This is a genomic window from Kitasatospora sp. NPDC059646, assembly GCF_042734615.1.
GTDB lineage: Bacteria > Actinomycetota > Actinomycetes > Streptomycetales > Streptomycetaceae > Kitasatospora.
Genome location: NZ_JBHWDS010000008.1, coordinates 159,831 through 182,459, shown reverse-complemented (window position 1 = coordinate 182,459; position 22,629 = coordinate 159,831). Strand labels below are relative to the sequence as shown.

Annotated in this window: 21 protein-coding genes; 8 read left to right on the top strand and 13 right to left on the bottom strand. The window is 72.5% G+C overall.

Annotated features, from left to right (window positions below):
• Positions 1-16 precede the first annotated feature (16 nt).
• From ACFV1L_RS08190 to ACFV1L_RS08160, 7 genes are all read right to left on the bottom strand, one after another.
• Positions 17-1,039, bottom strand: coding sequence for a LacI family DNA-binding transcriptional regulator (locus ACFV1L_RS08190; RefSeq protein WP_380363995.1), 1,023 nt, complete (start codon positions 1,037-1,039; stop codon positions 17-19).
• Positions 1,040-1,064: 25 nt separating this feature from the next.
• Positions 1,065-2,783 (bottom strand): glycoside hydrolase family 13 protein, encoded by a 1,719-nt coding sequence (locus tag ACFV1L_RS08185; protein WP_380363993.1) that lies wholly within the window; start codon positions 2,781-2,783, stop codon positions 1,065-1,067.
• 41 nt (positions 2,784-2,824) lie between these two features.
• Positions 2,825-3,727 carry a sugar ABC transporter permease gene (locus tag ACFV1L_RS08180; protein ID WP_380364016.1) on the bottom strand — a complete coding sequence of 301 codons (903 nt, stop codon included), beginning with the start codon at positions 3,725-3,727 and terminating at the stop codon, positions 2,825-2,827.
• A gap of 50 nt (positions 3,728-3,777) precedes the next feature.
• Positions 3,778-4,728, bottom strand: coding sequence for a carbohydrate ABC transporter permease (locus ACFV1L_RS08175; RefSeq protein WP_380363991.1), 951 nt, complete (start codon positions 4,726-4,728; stop codon positions 3,778-3,780).
• A 113-nt stretch (positions 4,729-4,841) separates the two neighbouring features.
• Positions 4,842-6,125 (bottom strand): extracellular solute-binding protein, encoded by a 1,284-nt coding sequence (locus ACFV1L_RS08170; protein ID WP_380363990.1) that lies wholly within the window; start codon positions 6,123-6,125, stop codon positions 4,842-4,844.
• Between the two features lie 311 nt (positions 6,126-6,436).
• A complete protein-coding gene (locus ACFV1L_RS08165; RefSeq protein WP_380363988.1) occupies positions 6,437-7,507 on the bottom strand; it encodes an aldose epimerase family protein in 1,071 nt (356 codons plus the stop codon).
• Positions 7,508-9,054: 1,547 nt separating this feature from the next.
• Positions 9,055-10,566, bottom strand: coding sequence for an ATP-binding protein (locus ACFV1L_RS08160; protein ID WP_380363986.1), 1,512 nt, complete (start codon positions 10,564-10,566; stop codon positions 9,055-9,057).
• Between the two features lie 384 nt (positions 10,567-10,950).
• Here ACFV1L_RS08160 and ACFV1L_RS08155 point away from each other — a divergent pair, with 384 nt between their 5' ends.
• On the top strand, positions 10,951-11,889 hold the full coding sequence (locus ACFV1L_RS08155; protein WP_380363985.1) for a terpene synthase family protein: 939 nt from the start codon (positions 10,951-10,953) through the stop codon (positions 11,887-11,889).
• 259 nt (positions 11,890-12,148) lie between these two features.
• Positions 12,149-12,475, top strand: coding sequence for a nuclear transport factor 2 family protein (locus ACFV1L_RS08150; protein ID WP_380363983.1), 327 nt, complete (start codon positions 12,149-12,151; stop codon positions 12,473-12,475).
• 18 nt (positions 12,476-12,493) lie between these two features.
• Here the strand turns inward: ACFV1L_RS08150 and ACFV1L_RS08145 are convergent, their stop codons facing one another.
• Both ACFV1L_RS08145 and ACFV1L_RS08140 read right to left on the bottom strand, forming a co-directional pair.
• The gene (locus tag ACFV1L_RS08145) at positions 12,494-13,714 is read right to left on the bottom strand and encodes a serine hydrolase domain-containing protein (RefSeq protein ID WP_380363981.1); all 1,221 of its coding nucleotides are present in this window, start codon (positions 13,712-13,714) and stop codon (positions 12,494-12,496) included.
• A 75-nt stretch (positions 13,715-13,789) separates the two neighbouring features.
• Positions 13,790-14,122 carry a hypothetical protein gene (locus tag ACFV1L_RS08140; RefSeq protein WP_380363979.1) on the bottom strand — a complete coding sequence of 111 codons (333 nt, stop codon included), beginning with the start codon at positions 14,120-14,122 and terminating at the stop codon, positions 13,790-13,792.
• Between the two features lie 114 nt (positions 14,123-14,236).
• Here ACFV1L_RS08140 and ACFV1L_RS08135 point away from each other — a divergent pair, with 114 nt between their 5' ends.
• From ACFV1L_RS08135 to ACFV1L_RS08110, 6 genes are all read left to right on the top strand, one after another.
• Positions 14,237-14,776 carry an NUDIX hydrolase gene (locus ACFV1L_RS08135; RefSeq protein ID WP_380363978.1) on the top strand — a complete coding sequence of 180 codons (540 nt, stop codon included), beginning with the start codon at positions 14,237-14,239 and terminating at the stop codon, positions 14,774-14,776.
• 53 nt (positions 14,777-14,829) lie between these two features.
• A complete protein-coding gene (locus ACFV1L_RS08130; RefSeq protein ID WP_380363976.1) occupies positions 14,830-15,618 on the top strand; it encodes a TetR/AcrR family transcriptional regulator in 789 nt (262 codons plus the stop codon).
• A gap of 220 nt (positions 15,619-15,838) precedes the next feature.
• Positions 15,839-17,815, top strand: coding sequence for a hypothetical protein (locus tag ACFV1L_RS08125; RefSeq protein WP_380363974.1), 1,977 nt, complete (start codon positions 15,839-15,841; stop codon positions 17,813-17,815).
• Between the two features lie 177 nt (positions 17,816-17,992).
• Positions 17,993-18,391, top strand: a complete 399-nt coding sequence (locus ACFV1L_RS08120) for a hypothetical protein (RefSeq protein WP_380363972.1) — start codon at positions 17,993-17,995, stop codon at positions 18,389-18,391.
• A gap of 310 nt (positions 18,392-18,701) precedes the next feature.
• A complete protein-coding gene (locus ACFV1L_RS08115; protein WP_380363970.1) occupies positions 18,702-19,448 on the top strand; it encodes a dienelactone hydrolase family protein in 747 nt (248 codons plus the stop codon).
• Positions 19,449-19,520: 72 nt separating this feature from the next.
• Positions 19,521-19,934 (top strand): DUF4259 domain-containing protein, encoded by a 414-nt coding sequence (locus ACFV1L_RS08110; protein ID WP_380363968.1) that lies wholly within the window; start codon positions 19,521-19,523, stop codon positions 19,932-19,934.
• A 7-nt stretch (positions 19,935-19,941) separates the two neighbouring features.
• Here ACFV1L_RS08110 and ACFV1L_RS08105 read toward each other — a convergent pair whose 3' ends face one another.
• The 4 genes from ACFV1L_RS08105 to ACFV1L_RS08090 form a co-directional block, all read right to left on the bottom strand.
• The gene (locus ACFV1L_RS08105; RefSeq protein ID WP_380363966.1) at positions 19,942-20,265 is read right to left on the bottom strand and encodes a hypothetical protein; all 324 of its coding nucleotides are present in this window, start codon (positions 20,263-20,265) and stop codon (positions 19,942-19,944) included.
• 90 nt (positions 20,266-20,355) lie between these two features.
• Positions 20,356-21,045: a spermidine synthase gene (locus ACFV1L_RS08100; protein WP_380363965.1), complete on the bottom strand. Its 690-nt coding sequence runs from the start codon at positions 21,043-21,045 to the stop codon at positions 20,356-20,358.
• A gap of 88 nt (positions 21,046-21,133) precedes the next feature.
• Complete coding sequence (locus ACFV1L_RS08095; RefSeq protein WP_380363963.1) at positions 21,134-21,985, bottom strand: amino acid ABC transporter permease; 852 nt, start codon at positions 21,983-21,985, stop codon at positions 21,134-21,136.
• The gene (locus ACFV1L_RS08090) at positions 21,982-22,626 is read right to left on the bottom strand and encodes an amino acid ABC transporter permease (RefSeq protein WP_380363961.1); all 645 of its coding nucleotides are present in this window, start codon (positions 22,624-22,626) and stop codon (positions 21,982-21,984) included. The genes ACFV1L_RS08095 and ACFV1L_RS08090 overlap by 4 nt, the downstream gene beginning before the upstream one ends.
• Between the last annotated feature and the right edge of the window lie 3 nt (positions 22,627-22,629).

Genomic DNA, 22,629 nt, shown 5'->3' with positions numbered 1-22,629 from the left:
TCGGGCACCGGTCGGGTCAGGTGCGCGGACCGGAGCCGGTGGAACCGCGCATCACCAGTTCCGGCTGGAACATGAACTCGGAGCGCTGCGCCGGGTTTCCGCCGACCTCCTCCAGCAGGGCGTCGACGGCGGCCGTGGCCATCGCCTCGACCGGCTGCCGGACCGTGGTCAGCGGCGGTTCGGTGAACGCTATCAGCGGCGAGTCGTCGAACCCGACCACCGAGACGTCCTGCGGCACCGACAGGCCCCGGCGGCGCACCGCGCGGATCGCGCCGAGCGCCATCATGTCCGAGCCGCAGACGATCGCCGTGCAGCCCTTGTCGAGCAGCGCCTGGGCGGCGGCGTGACCGCCCTCCACGCTGAACAGGGTGTGGTGGATCAGGTCGGCGGCCTCCTCCGCGGTGCGCCCGGTGAGCTGCTGGAGCGCGGCGGTGAAGCCCTCGATCTTGCGCAGCACGGGGACGAACCGCTTCTGACCGACCGCCAGCCCGATCTTGTCGTGGCCGAGTTCGACCAGGTGCTGGACGGCCATCCACATCGCGGCCCGGTCGTCCGGGGAGATGAACGGTGCGGCGATCTTCTCGCTGTAGCCGTTGATCAGCACGAACGGGACCTGGCGGCCCGCCAGTTTGGCGTACCGGTCGTGGTCGGCCGTGGTGTCGGCGTGCAGTCCGGAGACGAACACGATGCCGGCCACGCCGCGCTCCACCAGCATCTCCACGAGTTCGTCCTCGGTGGAGCCGCCGGGGGTCTGGGTGCACAGCACCGGCGTGAAGCCGTGCCGGCTGAGCACCTGCTCGATCACCTGGGCGAGCGCGGGGAAGATCGGGTTGCTGAGCTCCGGGGTGATCAGGCCGATCAGCCCGGCGCTGCGCTGGCGCAGCCGGGTGGGCCGCTCGTAGCCGAGCACGTCCAGCGCGGCCAGCACCGTCTGGCGGGTCGTCGCGGAGACGCCCGCCTTGCCGTTGAGTACGCGGCTGACGGTGGCTTCACTGACCCCCGCCTGCGCCGCGATGTCGGATAGTCGCGCCGTAGTCACGATCCCAGAGCCTATTGCAACCACCTCAGACCGCCCACCACGCGGTGCTGTCCGCGGGGAGTTCGACGGTCCCGGACTCCGCCACGGGCGCGGAGGACAGCAGCAGCCGTCCGGGGGCGGGAACGCCGACGGTCTCGCCGGTGGTGTTCACGGTGCACACGAACGAGCCCTCGGCCGCGTCCCGGCGGAACATCAGCACGCCCTCGGGGGCGGCCAGCCACTCGACGTCGGTGCCGGCACCGAGCGCGGGCTGCGCGCGGCGGACGGCCAGCGCGGAGCGGTACAGCTCCAGCGTGGACGTCGGGTCGCCGGTCTGGACCTCCACCGACAGGTCGGCCCAACCGGCGGGCTGCGGCAGCCAGCTGGGGCCGCCGGCCACCGGGCCGAAGCCGTACGGGGCCTCGGTGCCGGACCACGGGATCGGCACCCGGCAGCCGTCGCGGTAGCCGTCCTGGCCGGCCTGCCGGAAGAACGACGGGTCCTGGCGGACCTCGTCGGGCAGGTCGGTGACGTCCGGCAGGCCGAGCTCCTCGCCCTGGTAGATGTACGCCGAGCCGGGCAGTGCGAGCATCAGCAGGGTGGCGGCGCGGGCCCGGCGCAGGCCGAGTTCGCGGTCGCCGGCGGTGCGGATCTGGGTGCCGAGGCCGGGCGGGTTGGCGAACCGGGTGGCGTGCCGGGTGACGTCGTGGTTGGACAGCACCCAGGTGGTGGGGGCGTCGACCGGGCGCATCGAGTCGAGCGACAGGTCGATCACCTCGCGGAGCTTGCCGGCGTCCCAGTCGGTGCCCAGGTACTGGAAGTTGAACGCCTGGTGCAGCTCGTCGGGGCGGACGTAGTTGGCGGTGCGCTGGACGGTCGGGGTCCAGGCCTCGGCGACGCCGATCCGGTCGCCGGGGTACTCGTCGAGGATCTTGCGCCAGCTGCGGTAGATGGCGTGCACGCCGTCCTGGTCGAAGAACGGCATGACGTCGTTGCCGAGCAGCTTCAGCTGGTCGTGGCTGCCGAGGTCGGGCAGGCCGGGAGCCTTGACCAGGCCGTGGGCGACGTCGATCCGGAAGCCGTCGACGCCCATGTCGAGCCAGAACCGCAGGATGGAGCGGAACTCGTCGGCGACCGCGGGGCTGTCCCAGTTGAAGTCGGGCTGCTCCGGGGCGAACAGGTGCAGGTACCACTCGCCGGGGGTGCCGTCGGGGTTGGTGCTGCGGGTCCAGGCCGGGCCGCCGAAGATGGACTCCCAGTCGTTGGGCGGGAGTTCGCCGTTCTCGCCCTTGCCGGGGCGGAAGTGGTAGCGCTCGCGCAGCGGGGAGCCGGGGCCCTCGCGCAGCGCGCGCTGGAACCACTCGTGCTGGTCGGAGGAGTGGTTGGGGACCAGGTCGACGATGATCCGCAGGCCCAGGTCGTGGGCGTCGCGGATCAGCCCGTCGGCGTCCAGCAGGGTGCCGAACATCGGGTCGACGGCGCGGTAGTCGGCGACGTCGTAGCCGGCGTCGGCCTGCGGGGAGGCGTAGAACGGCGACAGCCAGACCGCGTCCACGCCCAGGTCGCGCAGGTAGGGCAGGCGGCTGCGGATGCCGGGCAGGTCGCCCATGCCGTCCCCGTTGCCGTCGGCGAAGCTGCGCGGGTACACCTGGTAGATGACCGCGTCCCGCCACCAGCCGCCTCTGGAGGCCCCGGTGGTCGCAGCAGTCGTCCGAGCGGCGGGAACGGCGGCGGGCCGGGAGGCGTCGGCCAGGTTCTGGGTCATTGGACAGTCATCCCTTGGGTGCTGTGGAAGGTGACGGAGGTTCAGGACTTCGCGGCGCCGGCCGTCAGGCCGGTCACCAGGTGGCGCTGCACCAGGTAGAAGACGACCGCGGCGGGGATGGCGATGAGCACCGAGGTGGCGGCCATCAGCTGCCACTGGTGGTCGTGCTCGCTGACGAACGAGGCCAGGCCGACCGCCAGCGTGTACTTGCTGGACGAGAGCATGAAGGTGGAGGCGTAGGCGACCTCGCCCCACGCGGTGAGGAAGGAGTAGAAGGCGGCGACCGCCAGGCCCGGGCGGGCCAGCGGCAGGATCAGCCGCCAGAAGGTGCCGAACGGGGAGAGCCCGTCGACCCGGCCGGCCTCGTCGATCTCGACCGGAATGGTGTCGAAGTAGCCCTTCAGCAGCCAGGCGCAGTAGGGCACGGTGGTGGCGGAGTAGACCAGGATCAGGCCGGTGTAGCTGTCCAGCATCTGCAGGTTGGACAGGATGTAGTACATCGGCACGATCAGCACCGCGATCGGGAACATCTGGGTGACCAGCAGCGTCCACATCAGCTGGCGGTGGCCGGGGAAGCGCATCCGGGAGACCGCGTAGCCGGTGGAGGCGGCGATCAGCACGCCGATCAGGGTGGTGCCGCCGGCCACGATCGCCGAGCTGCCGAACCAGCTGAGGAAGTCGGTGTCGCCCAGCACCCGGCCGTAGTTGGCGAGGGTGGCCTTGTCCATGATCTTCGCCGGGTGCAGGTAGTCCATGTCGTCCGGCCCGAGCGAGATGTACGCGATGTACAGCACCGGGAACAGGGCGACCAGGCTGGCGAGGATCAGCGTGCCGTGCGAGAGCACGGTGGCGAGCGTCGAGGACTCGCCGCGCGCCCGTACCTTGACGGGTCGTCCGGCGGGCTTCGCTGCGTCGGTGGCGGGGCGGTCGGCGGTGAGAGTCATGGGGCTACCTGCCTGGTCGTGGTCCTTGGGGTTCAACTCGGCCGCCGTGCTCATCCGTTGGCCTTCTCGTTCCGGGCCAGCCAGCGGCGGTAGAAGGTGGTGAAGACGATCAGGATGGAGAGCAGCAGGATTCCGTAGGTCGCGGACTGCGCGTAGTCCGCGGGCTGCTGGCCGAAGCCGAGGCGGTAGGCCCAGGTGACCAGGATCTGCGCGTCGGGAGCGCCGGAGCCGAACAGCAGGAAGATGACGGCGAACTGGTTGAAGGTCCAGATCACGCCGAGCAGGACGACGGTGGAGGAGACGGTCCGCAGGCCCGGCAGGGTGACGTAGCGGAACCGCTGCCAGGCGCTGGCGCCGTCCATCTCGGCGGCCTCGTACAGCTCGGCCGGGATGGACTGGAGGCCGCCGAGCAGCGAGATCATCATGAACGGCACGCCGACCCAGGTGTTGACCAGGATCGCGGCGCACTTCTGCGCCAGCGGGTCGGACAGCCAGCCGGGTTCGGGCAGGTGCAGCATCGACAGCAGGCCGTTGACGGCGCCGCCGTCGGCGAGCATCAGCCGCCAGGAGAACACGGTGACGAAGGTCGGCACCGCCCACGGCAGGATCAGCACCAGCCGGTACAGGCTGCGGCCGCGCATCTTGCGGTTGAGCAGCATCGCCAGGCCCAGGCCGATGCTGTAGTGCAGGAACACGCAGATCGCGGTCCAGATGACGGTCCAGATGAAGTGCGACCAGAAGCGGTCGTACGCGGTCGGCCCCCACAGCACGTCCGCGTAGTTGTCCAGCCCGACGAAGTCGAAGCTGTCGGGTATGTGGTTGACGCCGATCTGCCGGCCGACGTTGAGGCTGGTGGCGTTGGTCAGGGTCAGGTAGAAGCCGCGGACCAGCGGGTAGCCGACCAGGACGCCGAGGACGACCACGACCGGCGCGATCATCGCGTACGCGTACCAGTACTTCGAGTACGACAGCTTGATGCGCTGAACGACCGCAACTGCCATGGGTTGACACCTTCTCCGGGAGGTCCGCCGCCTGCCTCGGCGACTTCTGCTGTGGGTCTGACGGGGCGCGCCCGGCCCACCGTCAGGTGTGGGCCGGGCGAACTGTTTCCGACTTACTTGCTGAAGTCCGGCAGGAGCTTCGCGTAGTCGGTGGCGGTGGCGTCCAGGCCGGCCTTGGTCTCGGACTGACCCTGGACGATCTTGCCCAGGTTGGTGCCGAAGGAGCCGAACAGCGAGGCGTACTCGGGCAGTTCGGGGCGCGGCTGGGCGGAGGTCAGGATCGCCTGGAAGTCGGCGATGCCCGGGTTGGCCTTGACCTCGGCGGTGTAGGCGTCGCTGCGGGTGGGCAGGGTGCCGTTCTTCAGCGCGAGGAAGGTCTGGCTCTCGGCGGAGGTCAGGAACGCGGCGAGCTTCTCGGCGGCGGCCTTGTGGGCGGCGTCGGAGCCGGCGTAGACCGAGACGTTGTGGCCGCCGGTCGGGGCGCCGCCCTTGCCGGAGGCGCCCTTCGGGACGGCCGCGATGCCGAGGTTCTTCTTGTCGGCGAAGGCGGCGCCCTTGTAGATGTTGGTGACCTCCCACGGGCCCTGGATGATCGCCGCGACCTTGCCGCTGTTGAAGGCGTCCATCATGTGCGCGTAGGCGTCGGTGGTGACGTCGGCCTTCACGGTGCCGGGGGCGGTGAACATCGACTTGTAGGTCTCGACGGCCTTGACCGCGTCCGCCGAGTTGACGGTGATCTTCTTGCCGGCGGCGTCCACCATGTTGGTGCCCTCGCCGTACAGGAACGGCATGGCGTAGTAGCCGTCGGCGGCCTTCAGCCAGAAGCCGTCCACGCCCGCCTTGTCCTTCAGCAGGGCGGCGTCGGCCTTCAGCTCGTCCCAGGTGGTCGGCGCGGCGGTGATGCCGGCCTTGGCGAAGAGCTCCTTGTTGTACATCAGGGCGAGGGTGTCGGTGACCAGCGGGACGCCGTAGGTCTTGCCCGAGTACTTGGCCTGCTGGATCAGCGACGGCTGGAAGACGGAGGCGTCGGTCAGCGCCGGGGTGCCGTCCAGCGGCTCCAGGTAGCCGGCCTTGGCGAAGGCGGAGGTCCAGCCCACCTCGGAGCGGAAGACGTCCGGCGCACCCTTGGCGCCCATCGCGGTCTGGAGCTTGTTCTGCGCCTGGTCGAACGGCACGTTCTCGAACTTGACCTTGATGTTCGGGTTCGCGGCCTCGAACTTCTTGACCAGCTCCTGGTAGTTCGGCGCCTCGTTGGTGGCGTTCGACGTGTCCCAGTAGGTGATGGTGACCGGTCCGCCGTCGCCCTTGGCGTCCGAGCCGGAGCCGCTGCTGCCGCAGGCCGCAAGAGTGACCGCAAGAGCCGCAACGAGAGCGGAGGCCGCGATGCCACGCCGCATGGAAACTCCTAGAAAGGTGGGGGTGCCCGAGATGGTGGAGGACGGCGCATAATGGCTGTCCCAGCCGACTGCGCCGTTGCAGGCCGTCGGGCTTGACCAGGAACGTAACAGCGGGGCGAGCACGACTGAAAGTCCTTGCAGCAAGTTTCTGCAACTTGCAGCCGATCGTTACGTCGACGTGTCCTTAGAGTTGCCACCGCGCGTCTTGACCATCCGTGGCCTTGCGGAAACTCCTTGCAGCCCCATCCCCTCCGACCAGGCAGAAAGGGCCCCGGGAGCGGTCGCTCCCGGGGCCCTTCGCACGCGTCCGGTCAGCCGGCGACGCCCAGCCGCAGCACCGTGCTGGACCGGAACTCATCCCCGGGCCGCAGCTCGGTCGACGGGTACTCCGGCCGGTGCGGCGAATCCGGGTGGTGCTGGGTCTCCAGCGCGACGCCCGCGAACGGGCCGTACGCCGTCCCGGACGGGCCGGTGACACTGCCGTCGAAGCCGTTCGCGGTGTACACCTGCAGGCCCGGCTCGGTGGTCAGCACCTCCAGGGTGCGCCCGCTCCCCGGGTCGGCGAGCAGTGCCGCCCGCACCGGCGGGCCGTCCGCCGGACGCTCGCGCAGCACCCAGTTGTGGTCGTAACCGCGGGAGAGCTTCAACTGCGGGTGCCCCTCGGCCAGCCCCTCGCCGATCGGGCGGGCCCTGGTGAAGTCGAACGCGGTGCCCGCCACCGGCTCGTACGGTCCGTACGGGACCTGCTGCTCGTCGACCGGCGTGAAGGCGTCCGCGTCGAGGGTCAGCAGGTGGCCGAGGACGTCGCCGCGGCCCTCGCCGGCCAGGTTGAAGTAGGCGTGGTTGGTGAGGTTGACCACGGTGGGCCGGGTGGTGACGGCCCGGTAGGCGATGGTCAGGTCGGCACCGCTCAGCGTGAAGTCCGTCCAGACGTCCAGCGCGCCGGGAAAGCCCTGGTCGCCGTCGGGCGAGTGCAGGTGCATCCGCACCCCGCCGGGGATCTCCTCGGCGTGCCAGACCCGGTGCGAGAACGAGTCGGGGCCGCCGTGCAGGGTGACGCCGTTGCCGGTGGGCAGCAGCGGGAACTCCTCGCCGTCCAGGGTGATCCGGCTGCCGGCGATCCGGTTCGCGTACCGGCCGACGGTCACGCCGTAGTGCTTGGCCGGGCCCAGCAGGGTCCCGACGTCCTCACTGGTCAGCAGCACCTGCGCGGGCCGGCCGTCCCGGTCGGGCGCGGTCAGGGTGTGCAGCGCCGCGCCCAGCGTGATGACGGTGGCCTCGATCCGGTCGGAGCGCAGCGTCCAGCGCTCCAGTCCCATGCCGGCCCCGGAGAGGTCGTACGGTGCGCGCTCCACCTCGGTGGGCTGGGCCGGCGCGGTCATGGGCTGCTCCTCGGTTCGTGATCACCCTGTTCGGCCAGCGTAGCCCGCCCCGGCGGGCGGGGCGGTGACCCGCTCCCGCGCGCCGGGGCGTCCGGCGGGCCGTCAGTCGGACTGCCCCGGGCCGTCGGTGGGCATCCCGAGGGCGTCGGCCAGGCCCTCCGGACCGGTGCCGAGCTTGCGGTGGACGGCGGCCAACCGCTGCTTCACCACCGAGACCGGCAGCTGCAGCTGCTCGGCGATCCGCTGCGGCGGCAGCGCCTGCACGGCCAGCTCGGCGACCTCCAGCTCCTGCTGATTGAGCGTCACCTTCGCGGGCACCAGCGCCCGGCTGGGCTGCAGACCGGACGAGGCGAGCACGTTGCGGGCCCGGATCTCCAGCCCGTCGGCGCCGCAGTGCTTCGCCAACTCCATGCCCTGGTAGAGGTGTTCCGCGGCCTCCAGGCTGCGGCCGACCTGGACCAGCGCCGCGCCGAGGTCGACCAGCGCGTGCGCGTGCTCGTAGCTGGCCGGGGAACGGCCCAGCCAGCTGACGGCCTCCTGGAGCAGTTCGACGGCGTGCGTGCCCTCCCACACGCTGGCGGCCAGCCGCAGTGCGCTGCCGATCGCGGACGGCGAGCCGGACTCCCGGGCCCGGGCGACCGCGTCGTCGCCGTTCTTCCGGGCGGACGGCAGGTCCCGGTGCGCCATCGCGACGGCCAGGTAGCCGGCCCACGGGGCGTACACGGTGGAGCGCCAGCCGCGCTTGTCCAGCCGCATGCCGGTCTCCGCCAGCACCTCGACCGCCATGTCGTAGTCGCCGCGCGAGATCAGCAGCTTGCCGTAGATGGTGGCGACGTCGGGCAGCACCAGCGCGGTCTGGTGGTACGGCGGCGAGAACCGGTACTTCTGCGCGATCTCCCAGGCCTCCCGGTCGCGGCCGCGGGCCAGCAGGGTGTCGATCAGCGAGCCGACCAGGTTCCACTGCAACGGCAGTCCGCTGCCCATCCGGTCCGCGATCCGCAGGCCGCGGCGCAGGAAGTCCTCGGCCTCCGGCAGGAATCCGCGCCGCAGCCGGGCGAAGCCCATCAGGAAGTAGGCGAAGCCGCGGTGCGCACCGCTCCACCCGGCGATCTCGAACTCCAGGATGGCGGAGCTGAACAGCTTCTCGGCGCGGGCGAGTTCGTCGTTGTAGGCGAAGCACAGGCCGAGCAGGGCGGGCAGTTCGAAGTTCCAGGTGGTGTTGGTCCAGCCGAGGCTGCGCGCCAGCCGGCCGTTGACCAGGGCGTCCTCGGCGGCGCGCAGCGCCTCGCTGCTGGAGCCGCCCTTCAGGGTGAGGTCCCAGGCGTGCAGGGCGCGCACCGGGCGGGAGGCCTCGCTCTCCTCGTCGACCTGGGCGGCGAGTTCGGCGACCCGGCGGGCCCGCTCGGGGCCGTTGTCCTCGTCGCGCTGGAGGGCGGTGTACAGCAGGTGGGCGGTCAGCAGCCGGACCTTGCCGAGCCCCTCGGGGGTGCGCTCGGACTCGGCCAGGCACAGCGCGGCGGCCCCGTTCAGGTCGCCGCCGTGGGCGATCACCTCGGAGAGCCGGAACACCGCCTCGACCCGCAGGTCCGGGCTGAGGCCGTCCTCGATGTCGAGCGCGCGGCGCAGCTGGTTGGCGGTCGCCTCGGGGTCGGTGAGCAGGGCGGCGCAGCCGAGTTCGTACAGCACCTCGGCGCGGTCGTCGATGTCCGGCGGCTCGGCCAGGGCGCGCTCCAGACAGCGGCGGGCGGCGTCGGGGCGCCGATGGCGAGGTTCTCGGCGGCGGCCCGGCGCAGCTTGCGGACCATGTTGTCGTCGCCCTCGCCGGGGTGGGTCTCCAGCAGGTGGCGGAAGGCGCTGAGCAGCGAGCCGCCGCGGTCCTCGATCGCGCTGGCGGCGATGCCGTGCATGCCGGTGCGGGTGGCGGCCGGGATCGACTGGTAGATGGAGGTGGCGATCAGCGGGTGGACGAACTCCAGCTTGCCGTTGGGCTGGCTGGTGAGGACGCGCAGGCGGCGCAGTTCGCGGACCGACTGGGCGGCCTGCGCCGGGCCCTGGGTGCAGATCGCGGCGGCCAGTTCCTCGCTGATCTCGGTGCCCAGCAGGGCGGCGGCCCAGGCGAACTGGATGACCGTCGGGCCGAGCTTGTCGAGCCAGTAGTCGCGGCCCTGGCCGCGGGCGGCCGCGGCCAGGTCGCGCAGCCGGGGCGAGTTCTCCTCGATGGGTTCGAGCTTCTGGTCGCGCACCTCCCGCAGCAGCGCGACGGTGTCGAACGGCGCTCCGGCGGTGACGGCCCAGACCTGGCGGCAGAACGCGTCGTCGGCGTCGGCGAACTCGCTGTGCACGATCTCGGCGATCGACAGCGGATTGAGCGGCATCAACTCGTGGCGGCGCTCGGCGCGTTCCTCGATCTGCTGGACGAACGGGCGGGCCTCCTCGTCGAATTCGTGGCGGTAGGCGAAGACCAGCAGCACCGGCAGTTCGCGGGCGCGTACCGCGAAGGAGGACAGCCAGGCCAGCGACTCCTGGTCGGCCACGTGCAGGTCGTCGATGACCACGACCAGCGGGGCGCGTCGGGGCGCGAGTTGGGTGATGACGAAGTCCAGGCCGTCGTGCACGCCCTGCGGGTCGAGCCGCTCGACCTCGTCGGACGGCGGGGCCAGGCCGACGGCCGGCGCGACGATGTTGTACCAGTTGCCGAAGACCTCGTTGCGCTCCTCCTGGCCGAGGCCGCCGAGCACCGGCAGCAGCAACTGGCGCAGCACGCGGAACGGTTCCCGCTTCTGCCGCTCGCTGCCCCGCGCGAACAGCACGGTGGAGTCCTTGCGGGCGCCGGCGATCCGGCGGACCTGTTCGAGCATGGTGGTCTTGCCCATGCCGGCCGGGCCGGCGAACAGCAGCAGTTCGCCGATCTTGGTGCCGCCTGCGGCGAACTCCCGGCACAGCTTGTCCACGGCCTGTTCGGCGGAGTGGAGTTCGCTGTCCCGCTCCCACAGCCGCTGGGCGGAAGCACTTCCGCCGGCCGCCGCCTCGTCCTGCGGCCCGCTCTGCTTTTCGGCCACGTCCGTCCCTCCGACTCGCCTTCCCGCACTCAGTTCCCGACCATAGCGCCGTCGCGGGCCGCGCGGGCGGCGTTCACGCAGGCTGCGGCCCCGCAGCGGGATTAGATCGCCTGGTCAAGGGCAAAACTCTTCAAGGCGACGTCATCTGACGACCCGTTAGGGTAATTCTTACGGGTCCACGGGTGTATTCGATCTTTGTGGGGGAAGACCGACGCCGGGCCCGAGCCCGACAGACTCGACACACCAGCACACAGGCCGCCAGGCCGCTCTGGAGACACGTTGGCCGCCATACCCCCGCTCTTCTGCCCCATTCCGTCGACCCTGCACCCCGGTCACGAGGCAGTCGGCAAGAGCACCGAACTCTGGCTCGATTCGATGGGATTCATGGGGGACGCGGAACGCCGCCGCCGCCTCCTGGCCATCGGTGCACACGAGTTCGTCTGCCGGATCGCCAAGGACGCCGAAGGCATCACGGGGTTGGAGCTGGTCTCGCAGTGGCTGTGCAGCATGCTCACGCTGGACGACGAGTGGGACACCGGCCGGCTCAGCCGGGACCCCTCCCGTGTACTCACGATAGCAGCCACGCTACTCGCCGTTATCAATTCGGCGGATTCCCATCCGGAAGAGTCGGACATCTACGTCGCATCGGTGCGCGACGTGTTCCGCCGGGCCCGTGACTGGGCCCCCGCGGTCGCCGTGAAGCGGTGGGCGGACAGCCAGTTGGAGTCCTTCATGGGCGCCGCCACGATCACCGCGTTCCGCGCGGAGGGCCGCGCGATGACGCTGTCCGAGTACCTGACGATAGGGCCGCTGGACCGCGGCAGCCGGTCCTGCATCGAGATCATCGAGGTCTGCGAGCGCACCTCCGTCCCGCAGTCCCAGCTGGACTCGCCGCGGGTGCACGCGCTCACCGAGGCCGCCAAGTTCCTGGTCCTGGTCGCCGCCGACGTCTACTCGTACAAACGCGAGGACAGCCACGGGGCCCTGGAGAGCAACATCGTCGACACCCTGCAGCGACATCTGGGCTGCGAACGAGAACAGGCCCTGCTGGAGACCGCCGCCCTGCACGACCGCACGATGTGCCTCTTCCTCCGCCTCGCGGACCGCACGTCACGCCGGTCCGGGCCCGAACTGCGGCGCTACATCCAGCAGTTGTCCAACCTGGTGAGCGGGAACCTGGAGTGGGGATTCACCTCCGCCCGCTACACCGAGCGCACCCCCGGCGTGATTCCGACCGCCGAGCGCGCCGAGCGCCCCGCCGACGGCCGGCTCACCCCGCCGCCCTACCCGGAGATCGCCTGGTGGTGGGAGCAGCTGTGGTGACGAACCCCTGACGGCCCGACGGGCCGCCCCGCGCCCCCGAGCTGCGGCGCGACCGCCCATCCGGCCATCACACCACACCGCCCCTCCGGCCCCGGTCCGCGCCACGCGCCCGGGGCCGAAGCATGCCCGGGCCGGTGGCGCACCGGCTCCGACCGGCCCAGGAGCGCTGGCGCCCGACAGTCCGGCGTGGTCACGTCGGAGCAGTGTCCGAGAGCGGCCGCCCGGCCGCCGCCGACCCACCGTCAAGGAGCGAACCAGCATGACCATCGCCGTCGACAGACTCTCCGACCCGGCCGTGCGCCGCCTGCTCGGCGCCGTCAACTCCGGCGACCGGGACGCCTTCTTCGCCGCCCTCACCGAGGACGCCACGATGGCCGACGACGGCTCGGAGCGCGACCTGGCGGACTGGGTGGACCGGGAGATCTTCTCCTCGCACGGACACATCGAGGTGCAGACCGAGAAGGCCGGCGGGCGCGCCCTGGTCGCCGACTACCGCAACGACACCTGGGGCGAGATGCGCACCGCCTGGCGCTTCACCGTCGCCCCGGACGGCCGGGTCAGCCGCTTCGAGACCGGCCAGGCCTGAGCAACCGTCAACGGCCGGTCAGCCGCAGCCGGCCAGGCACTCCCGGACGGCCGTGATCAGCGCCCGCGAGCGGATGTCCCCGGTGACGCCCGGCTGCATGCCGTTGGTGACGTAGCCGAAGCCGATGCCCAACTCCGGGTCGGCGAAGCCCAGCGAGCCGCCCCGGCCGGGGTGCCCGAAGCTCGCCGGGGACGCCATCGGCGAGGTGCCGCCGTGCCGGAAGAACCCCTGGCCGAACGTGGTGTTGACGATCAGCACCCGGTCCGGCCCGTGCACCGACGGGCCCGCCGCCTCGGCCAGGGTGGCCGGCTCGAACAGCGCGGGCAGCCGCTGCCCGGGCGCGTCCGCCCGGTCGGCGGCGCCGATCAGCGCGGCGTAGAACCGGGCCAGCGAACGGGCGGTGCCGATGCCGCCCGCACCCGGCACCTCGACGGCCTGCACCGCGGGGTCGTTCAGGTCCACGCTGCTGCGCACCGAGCCGAACGAACGGGCCGTCAGCGACAGCGGGTCCCGGTAGGCGTCCAGCACCGACTGCTTGGGGCGCATCCGCATCCCGCCCGGGCCGGCCTTGGCCGCCTCCGGCGCGGGCAGGTCGACCAGCCGGCCGACCCGGCCGGACTCGGCGGCGGGCAGCCCGATCCACAGGTCCAGGCCGAGCGGGGCGGCGATCTCGTCCGCGAAGTACTGCCCGACGCTGCGGCCGCCGGCCCGGCGCACCACCTCGCCGACCAACCAGCCGAAGGTCAGCGGGTGGTACCCGTGCGCGGTGCCCGGCTCCCAGGCCGGAGCCTGCGCGGCGACGGCCGCCGCGGCCGGGTCCCACGCCAGCACGTCCTCGATCCGCAGCGGCACGTCCAGCGCGGGCAGGCCCGCCTGGTGCGACAGCAGCCAGCGGACCGGGATCCGCTCCTTGCCGGCCTGCTTGAACTCCGGCCAGTACGCGGCCACCGGGGCGTCCAGGTCGAGCAGCCCGCGCTGCGCGAGCAGCAGCGCGGCGGACGCCGTCAGCCCCTTGGTGACCGAGCGCAGCACCTGCGCGGTTCCTGCCTCCCAGGCCACCGCCGGCGCGGGCCGCGCGCCGACCTCCGGCCGGGCGTCACCGCCCCACAGGTCGACCACCTTCCGGCCGTCCAGGTACAGCGCGAACGCCGCGCCCAGCTCCCCGTACTCCCGGAAGTTGCCCGCGAAAGCCGCCCTGACCGGCTCGAACCCGTCCGCCGTGAATCCCTGGATCTCCACCCGTCCACCATAGACACCGCCCGCCGCGACCTGCGGCGGGGCCCGGGCCCGGCGGGCTCGCGGCCGCTCCGCGGGCTACTCCACCGTCCACCCGATGTGGCCGATGCCGGAGGAGTAGATGGCGCAGTGGCCGGACGACTCCTGCGTCTCGCCGGGCTGGGCCGTCACCGAGCTGCCCGTGACGTCCGGCGCGAGGCCGCAGACGATGTCGGCGTGGAAGGTGACCGGGGCGTCGGTGTTGTTGGTGCAGTCGACCCCGCCGGTCAGCGGGTCGTTGTTGTGGATCCAGGTGGTGCAGTCCAGCCCCGAGCGGACCGAGGCCGGCGCCGGCGCGGCCGCAGCGGGCAGCGCGGCGCCCAGCGCGAACAGGGCGGCGGCGAGGGACAGAGCGGTGGCGCGGTACTTCAACGGTCCTCCCGGGGACGGTGACTGACGGTCCGTCCATGGCCTTCCCGGCCACACCGGTCCGTATACCAACTCTTTCGGGTGATGCCGGCCGCCGTCCAGGGCCAGAATGGCGGCATGGACACTCCTCCGCCCGCCCCGTCCGCCGCCCCGCTGGACGAACTCGTCGACGTGGTCGACGAACAGGACCGCGTGCTGCGCACCGCGCCCCGCTCCGAGGTCTACCGCGACGGCCTGCTGCACCGCTGCGTCTTCGTCCTGGTCCGCGACCCGCAGGGCCGGATCTTCACCCACCGCCGCACCGACACCAAGGCGTTCGCCCCCGGCGCCCACGACTGCTTCGTCGGCGGCGTGGTCGGTGCCGGCGAGAGCTACCGGGACGCCGCCGTCCGCGAGGCCGAGGAGGAGCTCGGCGTCACCGGCATCCGCACCCGCCCGCTGTTCCGCTTCCGCTACACCGACGGCGACCGGTTCAGCTGGTGGTCCGACGTCCACGAGGCCGACTGGGACGGCCCGGTCTCCCCGCAGGCCGAGGAGATCGCCTGGTACGACTGGCTCACCGAGGACGAACTCGCCGAGCGCCTCGCCACCTGGGAGTTCGTCCCGGACGGCCGGGAGGCCTGGCGCCGCTACCTGGAACTGCGCGCCACCGGCTGACCGCCGCCGTCCGTGCTGTCCCGCGCCGCCCCCGACGAACTAGGGTGGGCCGCATGGCTTCCCGTACGCCGTCCGTGGCGCCCCGCGCGGGGGAACAGCAGCCCGCCCGCACCCCCCGGCGGCGGCTCACCGTCGACGAACGCCGCGAACAGCTCATCGCGGTGGCCCTCGAACTGTTCTCGGACCGGGCCCCCGAGGACGTCTCCATCGACGACATCGCGGCCGCCGCCGGCGCCTCCCGCCCGCTCGTCTACCACTACTTCCCCGGCAAGCAGGCCCTCTACGAGGAGGCCCTCCGCCGGGCCGGCCGGGAACTCGCCGGACGCTTCGAGGAGACCGCCGAAGGGCCGCTCTCCGAACGCCTCCACCGCGTCATGGGCCGCTACCTGGACTTCGTCCAGTCCCACGCGGCCGGCTTCACCGCCCTGCTGCGCGGCGGCTCGGTCGCCGCCAGCCCGGACGCCGACGCCGTCATCGACCAGGTCCGGCGCGCCGCCCAGGAGCAGATCCTCCGCCACCTCGGCCTCCCCGACCCCAGCCCCACCCTGCGCCGCACCGTCCGCGCCTGGATCGCCAACGCCGAGATCAGCTCCCTCGACTGGCTCGCCGACAAGCCCGTCCCCGCCGAGACCCTGCAACTCCACCTGGTCCAGGAACTCGTCGCCGCGCTCGCCGTCGCCGCCACCCGCGACCCCGAACTCGCCGCGCTGCTCGCCGAGTTCTTCGCCGCCGAACGCCCCGACGGCCCCACCGCCCAGCTGGTCCGCGACCTCACCGCCACCCTCGCCACCCCCGCCCTCACCGACTCCCTCCTCCGCCTCGCCACCCCACCCACCCCCTGAGCCCCCGCGCCGCCCACCGAGATCCCCCACCCCGGCCACCCGTCCTTCTCGCGTCGCCCCCACCGACCCCCCGCACCCCCGCGCCGCAGGCACCCCCCACCCCGCCCGCACCACCCACCCCACCAATCACCCACCCCCGCACAACCCTCCTTCTTGCGTCGTCCACGTCTGATAAAAAGTGGCTGAACTGTCCACACCCGAGAACGAGGGGGCTCGGCGAATGACGCAGGACGGCTTCGCCGCCGCAGACCGGATCACGGCCACGCTGGACGCGGCGTGCGCCGCACTTCTCGGCAGCCGCGCCACCCACTACCCCGTCGACGCGCTCACCGCGTTCCGCCGGCCCCAGCACCCGGCCGCCAAGGCCCTGTTCGGTCTGCGGATCAGCCAGATCGGCCCGGGCCTGCTGTCCGTGCCGAAGCTCGGCACGGTGATCGAGGTCTCCGGCATCCGCCGCCCGAACGCCAACGCCGGCCGCGAGGCCGTCCCGGTGCTGACGCAGCGTTTCGCGGCGTCCGCCCTCGGCCTGTCCGACGTTCCGTCAGCTTCCGCGCTGCGCCTGCACGCCGAGCCGACGCCGGTGGACAGCGGACCCCTCGCCGGGTTCACGCAGTCCCTCGCTGCGCTGGCCGAGCCCCGTGTCACCGTCGCCCCCGACGAGTTGTCGACCGGTTCCGGCGTCGAGGCGCGGCTGGTGGTCCCGCCGGCCTTCCACACGCTGACGGTTCGCGGTTCGGGCAATGCCCTCTCGGCCCATCTCGCCGAGACCGCGGAGGAGTTGTTCTCCGGCTGCACCCCGGCGGAACGCAACGACTTCGCCGTGGTGGCCGCACTGCTGGCGGAGCAGTTCGCCACCGCGAACGTCTCCTACGCGGGCGTCGCCGCGCTGCTGGTGAACGGCCGCCGGTCGCGGGTCTCGCTGGTGGTGTCGACGGTTCCGTGCGCGCAGCCGATCCAGGAGTTGGCGGTGGACCTGTCCACCGAGCGCCCGAACTCCGAGGTGTGGACGGTGCTGCTGCCGGCCGGTCCGGCGGCGGTGCTGGTGGAGAACCGGGCGATGCCCGCGCTGACCGAGCTGCGCGGCGAGAGCACGGGCGGCACGGTGTACAGCTCGGTGGTCGAGGCCTTCGTGCCGATGCCGGACGGGGCCACGGTCCTGACGATCCAGCTGACCACGTCGGACACCGCGGACTGGGACGTCTACACCTCGGTCTTCGCGGACCTCCTCTGCTCGGTCCAGCTCGCCTGGGACGGTGTGTCGGTGGCCCCCGCCCCGGTGCCGGTCGGCCGGGCCATGCCGGCGCAGGCCCCGGCCGCGACGGCGCAGTCCGCGCCGTCCGCCCCGGCCGCACCGCCGGTGCCGGTGGCCGTGCCGGAGCAGCCGGAGGCGCCGTCCGGGACGTCGGTGCGGGTGCCGCCGTCCGACTTCAACCCCTTCGCGGCTCCGGCCCCCGCCGACCTGCCGGCCCAGCAGCCGTCCCCGGTGCTGGCCTCCGCCGATCCGTTCGGCGCGCCCGCCCAGGCCCCGGCGGTCCCCGAGGAGCCGGCCAAGGGCACCACGGTCCGGGTGCCGCCCGCCGAGTTCAACCCCTTCGGCACCCCGGCTCCCGCCCCGACCGCCCAGGCCCAACCTGCCCCGGCCGCCGACCCGTTCGGCGCACCCGCCGCCGCACCCGCCCCCGTGCCGGAGCCGGAGCCGGAGGCGGCGGACCCGAAGAAGGGACGGCTCGTCAAGGTCCCCCCGGCGGACTTCAACCCGTTCGCCGGACTCGCCCCGGCACCCACCCCCGCCGCAGCCGCACCCACGCCCGCCACCCCGGCCGCCGCAGACCCCTTCGGCGCACCCGACCCCTTCGCCACCCCGGACCCCTTCGCCACACCCGCCGCCGCACCCGACCCGTTCGGCGCACCCGCCGCTGCACCCGCCCCCGCGCCCGCACCCGAACCTGAGGCGGCGGACCCGAAGAAGGGACGGCTCGTCAAGGTCCCCCCGGCGGACTTCAACCCGTTCGCCCCTCCGGCCCCGCCCGCCCAGAACACGGCCGCCGCCGACGGCGAGCAGGAGGAGCCCAAGGGACGCCTGGTCAAGGTGCCCCCGGCCGACTTCAACCCCTTCGGCGGCCTGTCCGCGCCGCCGGCGCCCGCCGCGGCCCCCCAGGCGCCGCCGCCCCCGCCGGCCACCAGCCCCTTCGGCTGATCCCGCCCGAACGGCGAGCCCCCACCGGGCTCGCCGTTCGCGTCTCCCGCGCACATCCCGAGGGTTCCGTCAGCGGCGAGTTCCGCGCCCCTCGTTGGCCGACGCCCTACTGGTCCGGCGCCCGCCGAACGATCATCATCACTCGTGGCAGGCACCACGTCACGAGAGAAGGTCGCGATGTCCCTGAGCTCCGCCGGGAAGCCCCGTCCCACTGCCGCGAAGGCCGTCAAGGCCGTCAAGGCCTCGATCGTCGCCTTCGCGACCGCGGCCGCGCTGGGCGCCGTCGCCCCCGCCGCCCATGCGACGGGCAACTGCACCCACTACGGGCAGGCGGGGTACGGCCAGGTGTTCACCGACTACAACTACGCGGGCGACTGCTGGGAGTTCCAGCTCGGGACCTGGACGGTCTTCCCGGTCCTGGTGAACCACAAGGTCTCCTCGCTCCGCAGCTGGGGCAGCTACTCCGGCCAGAAGGTGAACCTGACTGGCGACGGCCTGACGTTCACCGCGGGCGCGGGCGAGTGGTGGCCGAACCTGCCGGACTGGTTCAACGACCGCGCGAACGCGGCGTACTGACGGTCCGTCGCGCCCGCTGCTCCGGGACGCCGGACCGCCCGTCCCCCAACGTTCGTGCGTCCCGGAACCGTTGACCCCCGCCGTTGACCTGCACCACTGGCCCCGGCCTCGCGCGGTCGGCTACGTTGTTCGACCATGACGACCGGGACGGCCTCGCGCCACGCACGAATCGGTGACCCGGCGCTCCGCTGAGCGCCGTCCGGGCCGTTGCCGGCCCTCCGCCGGATCGACGGTCCCGCGCTGCGGCGCGGGCTCCCCCTCCCTCGTGTGTCGACCCCAGGCTCGAATGTCCACCACGACAGGAGAATTGATGACCGGCAAGACGCTGAGCACCGAGCTGCGGATCCCCACGACGGACGGCGGCTCCGCCGACGCGTTCGCCGTCCACCCGGACGGCGACGGGCAGTACCCGGGGGTGCTGATGTACCCGGACGCCTTCGGGATCCGGCCCGTGGTGCGGGAGATGGCCCGGGAGCTGGCGGAGCACGGGTACTACGTGCTCGTCCCGAACCCGTTCCACCGGCACGGCCCGACGCCGGTGGTCGAACTGCCCGCGTTCATCGACGAGTCCCGGGCCGACCTGTTCGCCCGGCTGATGCCGCTGATCCGGGCGCACACCGCGGAGCTCTCGCGCAGCGACGCCGCCGACTACCTCGACTTCCTCACCGCGCGGCCCGAGGTCGGCCCCGGCCCGGTCGCGGTGACCGGCTACTGCTTCGGCGGCCTCCTGGCGATGCGCACCGCCGCGGCCCGCCCGCACCAGGTGGCGGCGGTCGCCGCGTTCCACGCCCCGGTGGCCGCGGACGGGCCGGAGCTGTTCGCCGAGGTCGCCGCGCGGCTCCATCTGGGCCATGCCGCAACCGACCTGACGCCGGACACGCTCGCCGACCTCAACCGCGCGCTGGACGCGGCGGGCCTCGACCACACCTCCGAGATCTACCCCGGCACCGTCCACGGCTTCACCATGTCCGACACGTCCGCGTTCAGCGCCACCGGCCTGCGCCTGCACTGGGACCGCCTGCTCCCGCTCCTCGCCGAGACCCTGCCCGCGGCCTGACCGGGCCGCTCGCGCCCGGTCCGTCAGCACCCCCTGCGAGGATCTCCGGGCCCGACTCGGAGGAAGACCGCCATGGGCGCCTGGGCCACCGGCCCGTTCGACAACGACACCGCCGCGGACTTCGCGGGCGACCTCGACGCGGCCGCCCCGGAGCTGCGCGAGGGCCTGGTCCGTGCGGTGCTCGGCGGCGGCGCCGCCGAGTTGGGCCACCTCGACGCGTGGGACGGGGACCGGATCGTCGCCGCCGCCGCGCTGGTGGCCTCGCAGTGCCCGGGCGGCGGGCCGGTGAGCACCGCGTACGGGCCGGACCAGCCGCTGCCGGTGTTCGACGCCGACCTCCGGCGGCTCGCCCTGGACGCGCCGGGCACCGTGCTCGGCGAGGACTCCGAACTCGCCGAGCTCTGGGACGACGCGGACCGGGGCGCGGACCGGCGGCGCGAGGTGGAGCGGCTCCGGGCCGTGCTGCACGCGGCCTCGGCAGCCTGACGGGGGTTCAGTCGGCGGCGCGTTCCCCGTCGATCTCCTCGGCCAGCACGGCCATCCGGTAGAGCGCGACGAAGTACCGGGAGGCGTAGCCGTCGACCGCGAAGGCGGGCAGCAGCTGGCCGAGGAGCTCGATGCGGCGGCGCAGGTGGTCGCGGTGGCGGGCGCTGAGGGCGGGGCCGTCGAGGACGTTGGCGGCGAAGCCGGTCAGGACGGTGTCCAGGGTGACCAGGCAGGTGCCTTCGGGCTCCCGGTCGTACCAGCCCGTGGGGAACCTCATGGCGCTGAACTCGTCCCAGAGGCACGCCAGGAGGTCGGTCTTCTCGTCCGACATGACGATGATCATGCCGCACGCGGCGGCCGGTGGGAACGCGTCACGTGCACGACTTCCCCGCCGGATCCGGCCGCTCCGTCCGCGATCGGGTCAGGCCGCCCGGCGGGCCAGGTGGACGACGTCCGGGACGCCGCGCTCGACGGCGATCTCCTCGGTGCGGACGTCGGTGAACCCGGCGTCCCGCAGCGCCTGTTCGAAGGCGGAGGACGGCTGGGCGCTCCACACCGCGAGGATGCCGCCGGGCCGGAGCCGGGCGGCGGCGTCGGCCAGGCCGGCGGGGCCGTACAGGCTGTCGTTCTCCTCGCCGACCGTCCAGCCGGGGCCGTTGTCGATGTCGAGGCAGAGCGCGTCGTAGCGGTCGGCGGACTCGGCCAGGTACCGGACCAGGTCGGTGTGCAGCACCTCGACCCGGGGGTCGTCCAGCGCGCCGGCGGAGAACGCGCCGAGCGGGCCGGTGCGGTGCCAGTCGATGATCGCCGCCTCGCGCTCGGCCACGGCGATCCGCCCCCAGCGGGGCTCGGCGGCGGCGTACGCCAGCGAGAAGCCGACGCCGAGGCCGCCGATCAGCACGCTCGGGCGGGGCTCGGCCAGTCCGTCCAACGCGGCCTGCACCAGCAGTCGTTCGGAGCGGCCGTCGGCGGTGTCCATCAGGAAGCAGCCGTTCGCGATGATCTCGTAGTGCCCGCCGCGCCGCCGCAGCGCCACCTCTCCGTACGGGCCCTCCCGCCGGTCGATCACTTCGGCCTCGGGCAGGCCCTGGCGGCTGGGCAGCACGGACATCCGGTAACTCCTGGTCGGCACGCGGTCACGAACCAATCGACCCTAACCGATCTCCCCGCCCCGGGGCCGGGCATTTCGGCCCGGCAGGTCACCCCTGGGCGTCCAGCACCGGCCCGGCCTCGGCGACCGGCACCGCCTCCTTGGGGCTGCGGCGGCCGCGCGCCTCCAGCCACTTGGCCAGCCAGGACAGCAGCAGACACATGCCGATGTAGATCGGGGAGATCACCATCACGACGGGGATGAACGGCAGGTCGTAGTCCAGGTTGGTGGCGATCAGCTTCCCGGCGTGCAGGAACTCCTCGAAGGTGATCAGGAAGCCCAGCGAGGTGTCCTTCAGCGCCACCACCAGCTGGCTGACGATGGTCGGCAGCATCGCCCGGACGGCCTGCGGCACCAGCACGTACGTCATCACCTGCGTCTTGCGCAGGCCGAGCGCGAACGCCGCCTCCTTCTGGCCCTTGGGGACGGCCAGTACGCCGGCCCGGAACACCTCGGCCAGCACCGAGCCGTTGTACAGGGTGAGGCCGGCGACCAGGGCCCACAGCGGTTCGACCTTGAGGGCGACGAAGATGAAGAAGATCATCACCAGCAGCGGCATCGCCCGGAAGAACTCGACCACCACGGTGGACACCCAGCGCACCGCCCGGTGGTCGGAGAGCCGTCCCGCGGCGAACAGCGCGCCGAACGGCAGCGCGAACAGCACCGTCCAGCCGAACGCCTTCAGGGTGTTGCCGAGACCGTCCAGCAGCAGGCGCTGCACGCCCTTGTACTGGAAGGCCATCCACTTCTGGTAGGTGAACTGGTCGGTGTGGAACAGCATCCAGATCACCCAGCCGATGACGGCGGCGATCACCACCAGCGCCAGGATGCCGTACAGCCGGTGCCGGGCCTGCGCTTTCGGGCCGGGGATGTCGTACAGCGCGGAGGACTCCACCGTCATCGGGACACCGCCACCCGTCGTTCCAGCAGGTTGAACAGGGCGCTGATCGCCAGCGTGAGGATCAGGTAGCCGACAGCGATCCAGACGAAGGTCCAGATGATGCTGTAGCCCAGCTCGTTGATGGTCCGGTAGGTGCCGAGCAGCTCGGTCACGCTGAACGAGCCGGCGATCGCCGAGTTCTTCGCCAGCGCGATCATCACGCTGCCCAGGGGGGCGATCACCGCGCGGTACGCCTGCGGCATGACGACCAGGCTCAGCGTCTGACCGAACGTCATGCCCAGGCAGCGGGCCGCCTCGCCCTGCCCGACCGGCACCGTGTTCACGCCGGAGCGCAGCGCCTCGCAGACGAACGCGGAGGTGTAGCAGCCCAGCGCCAGCACGGCGAAGGTGAAGAACGGCAGCGTGATGTGGAAGCGGGGCAGGCCCAGCACCACGATGAAGAACAGCAGGGTCAGCGGGGTGTTCCGGAGCACCGTCACCCAGCCGGTGCCGAACGCCCGCAGCGGCTTCACCGGCGACACCCGGAAGCCGGCCATCAGCACCCCGAGCACCAGCGCCAGCGCCCCGCCGACCAGGGTGAGCCAGAGCGTGCCGAGGAAGCCGTGCCAGTAGGTGGACCAGTTGTCGATCAGGACGTTCATCCG

What these genes read in the sequence shown, in the direction of transcription:
- ACFV1L_RS08165 (WP_380363988.1), bottom strand. Translation starts at nt 7,507, where the DNA reads ATGACCGCGCCGGCCCAGCCCACCGAGGTGGAGCGCGCACCGTACGAC.
- ACFV1L_RS08105 (WP_380363966.1), bottom strand. Translation starts at nt 20,265, where the DNA reads ATGTCGGACGAGAAGACCGACCTCCTGGCGTGCCTCTGGGACGAGTTC.
- ACFV1L_RS08135 (WP_380363978.1), top strand. Translation starts at nt 14,237, where the DNA reads ATGGACACTCCTCCGCCCGCCCCGTCCGCCGCCCCGCTGGACGAACTC.
- ACFV1L_RS08185 (WP_380363993.1), bottom strand. Translation starts at nt 2,783, where the DNA reads ATGACCCAGAACCTGGCCGACGCCTCCCGGCCCGCCGCCGTTCCCGCC.
- ACFV1L_RS08155 (WP_380363985.1), top strand. Translation starts at nt 10,951, where the DNA reads ATGGGGGACGCGGAACGCCGCCGCCGCCTCCTGGCCATCGGTGCACAC.
- ACFV1L_RS08120 (WP_380363972.1), top strand. Translation starts at nt 17,993, where the DNA reads ATGTCCCTGAGCTCCGCCGGGAAGCCCCGTCCCACTGCCGCGAAGGCC.
- ACFV1L_RS08095 (WP_380363963.1), bottom strand. Translation starts at nt 21,985, where the DNA reads ATGACGGTGGAGTCCTCCGCGCTGTACGACATCCCCGGCCCGAAAGCG.
- ACFV1L_RS08180 (WP_380364016.1), bottom strand. Translation starts at nt 3,727, where the DNA reads ATGACTCTCACCGCCGACCGCCCCGCCACCGACGCAGCGAAGCCCGCC.
- ACFV1L_RS08090 (WP_380363961.1), bottom strand. Translation starts at nt 22,626, where the DNA reads ATGAACGTCCTGATCGACAACTGGTCCACCTACTGGCACGGCTTCCTC.
- ACFV1L_RS08130 (WP_380363976.1), top strand. Translation starts at nt 14,830, where the DNA reads ATGGCTTCCCGTACGCCGTCCGTGGCGCCCCGCGCGGGGGAACAGCAG.
- ACFV1L_RS08115 (WP_380363970.1), top strand. Translation starts at nt 18,702, where the DNA reads ATGACCGGCAAGACGCTGAGCACCGAGCTGCGGATCCCCACGACGGAC.
- ACFV1L_RS08125 (WP_380363974.1), top strand. Translation starts at nt 15,839, where the DNA reads ATGACGCAGGACGGCTTCGCCGCCGCAGACCGGATCACGGCCACGCTG.
- ACFV1L_RS08170 (WP_380363990.1), bottom strand. Translation starts at nt 6,125, where the DNA reads ATGCGGCGTGGCATCGCGGCCTCCGCTCTCGTTGCGGCTCTTGCGGTC.
- ACFV1L_RS08100 (WP_380363965.1), bottom strand. Translation starts at nt 21,045, where the DNA reads ATGTCCGTGCTGCCCAGCCGCCAGGGCCTGCCCGAGGCCGAAGTGATC.
- ACFV1L_RS08110 (WP_380363968.1), top strand. Translation starts at nt 19,521, where the DNA reads ATGGGCGCCTGGGCCACCGGCCCGTTCGACAACGACACCGCCGCGGAC.
- ACFV1L_RS08175 (WP_380363991.1), bottom strand. Translation starts at nt 4,728, where the DNA reads ATGGCAGTTGCGGTCGTTCAGCGCATCAAGCTGTCGTACTCGAAGTAC.
- ACFV1L_RS08150 (WP_380363983.1), top strand. Translation starts at nt 12,149, where the DNA reads ATGACCATCGCCGTCGACAGACTCTCCGACCCGGCCGTGCGCCGCCTG.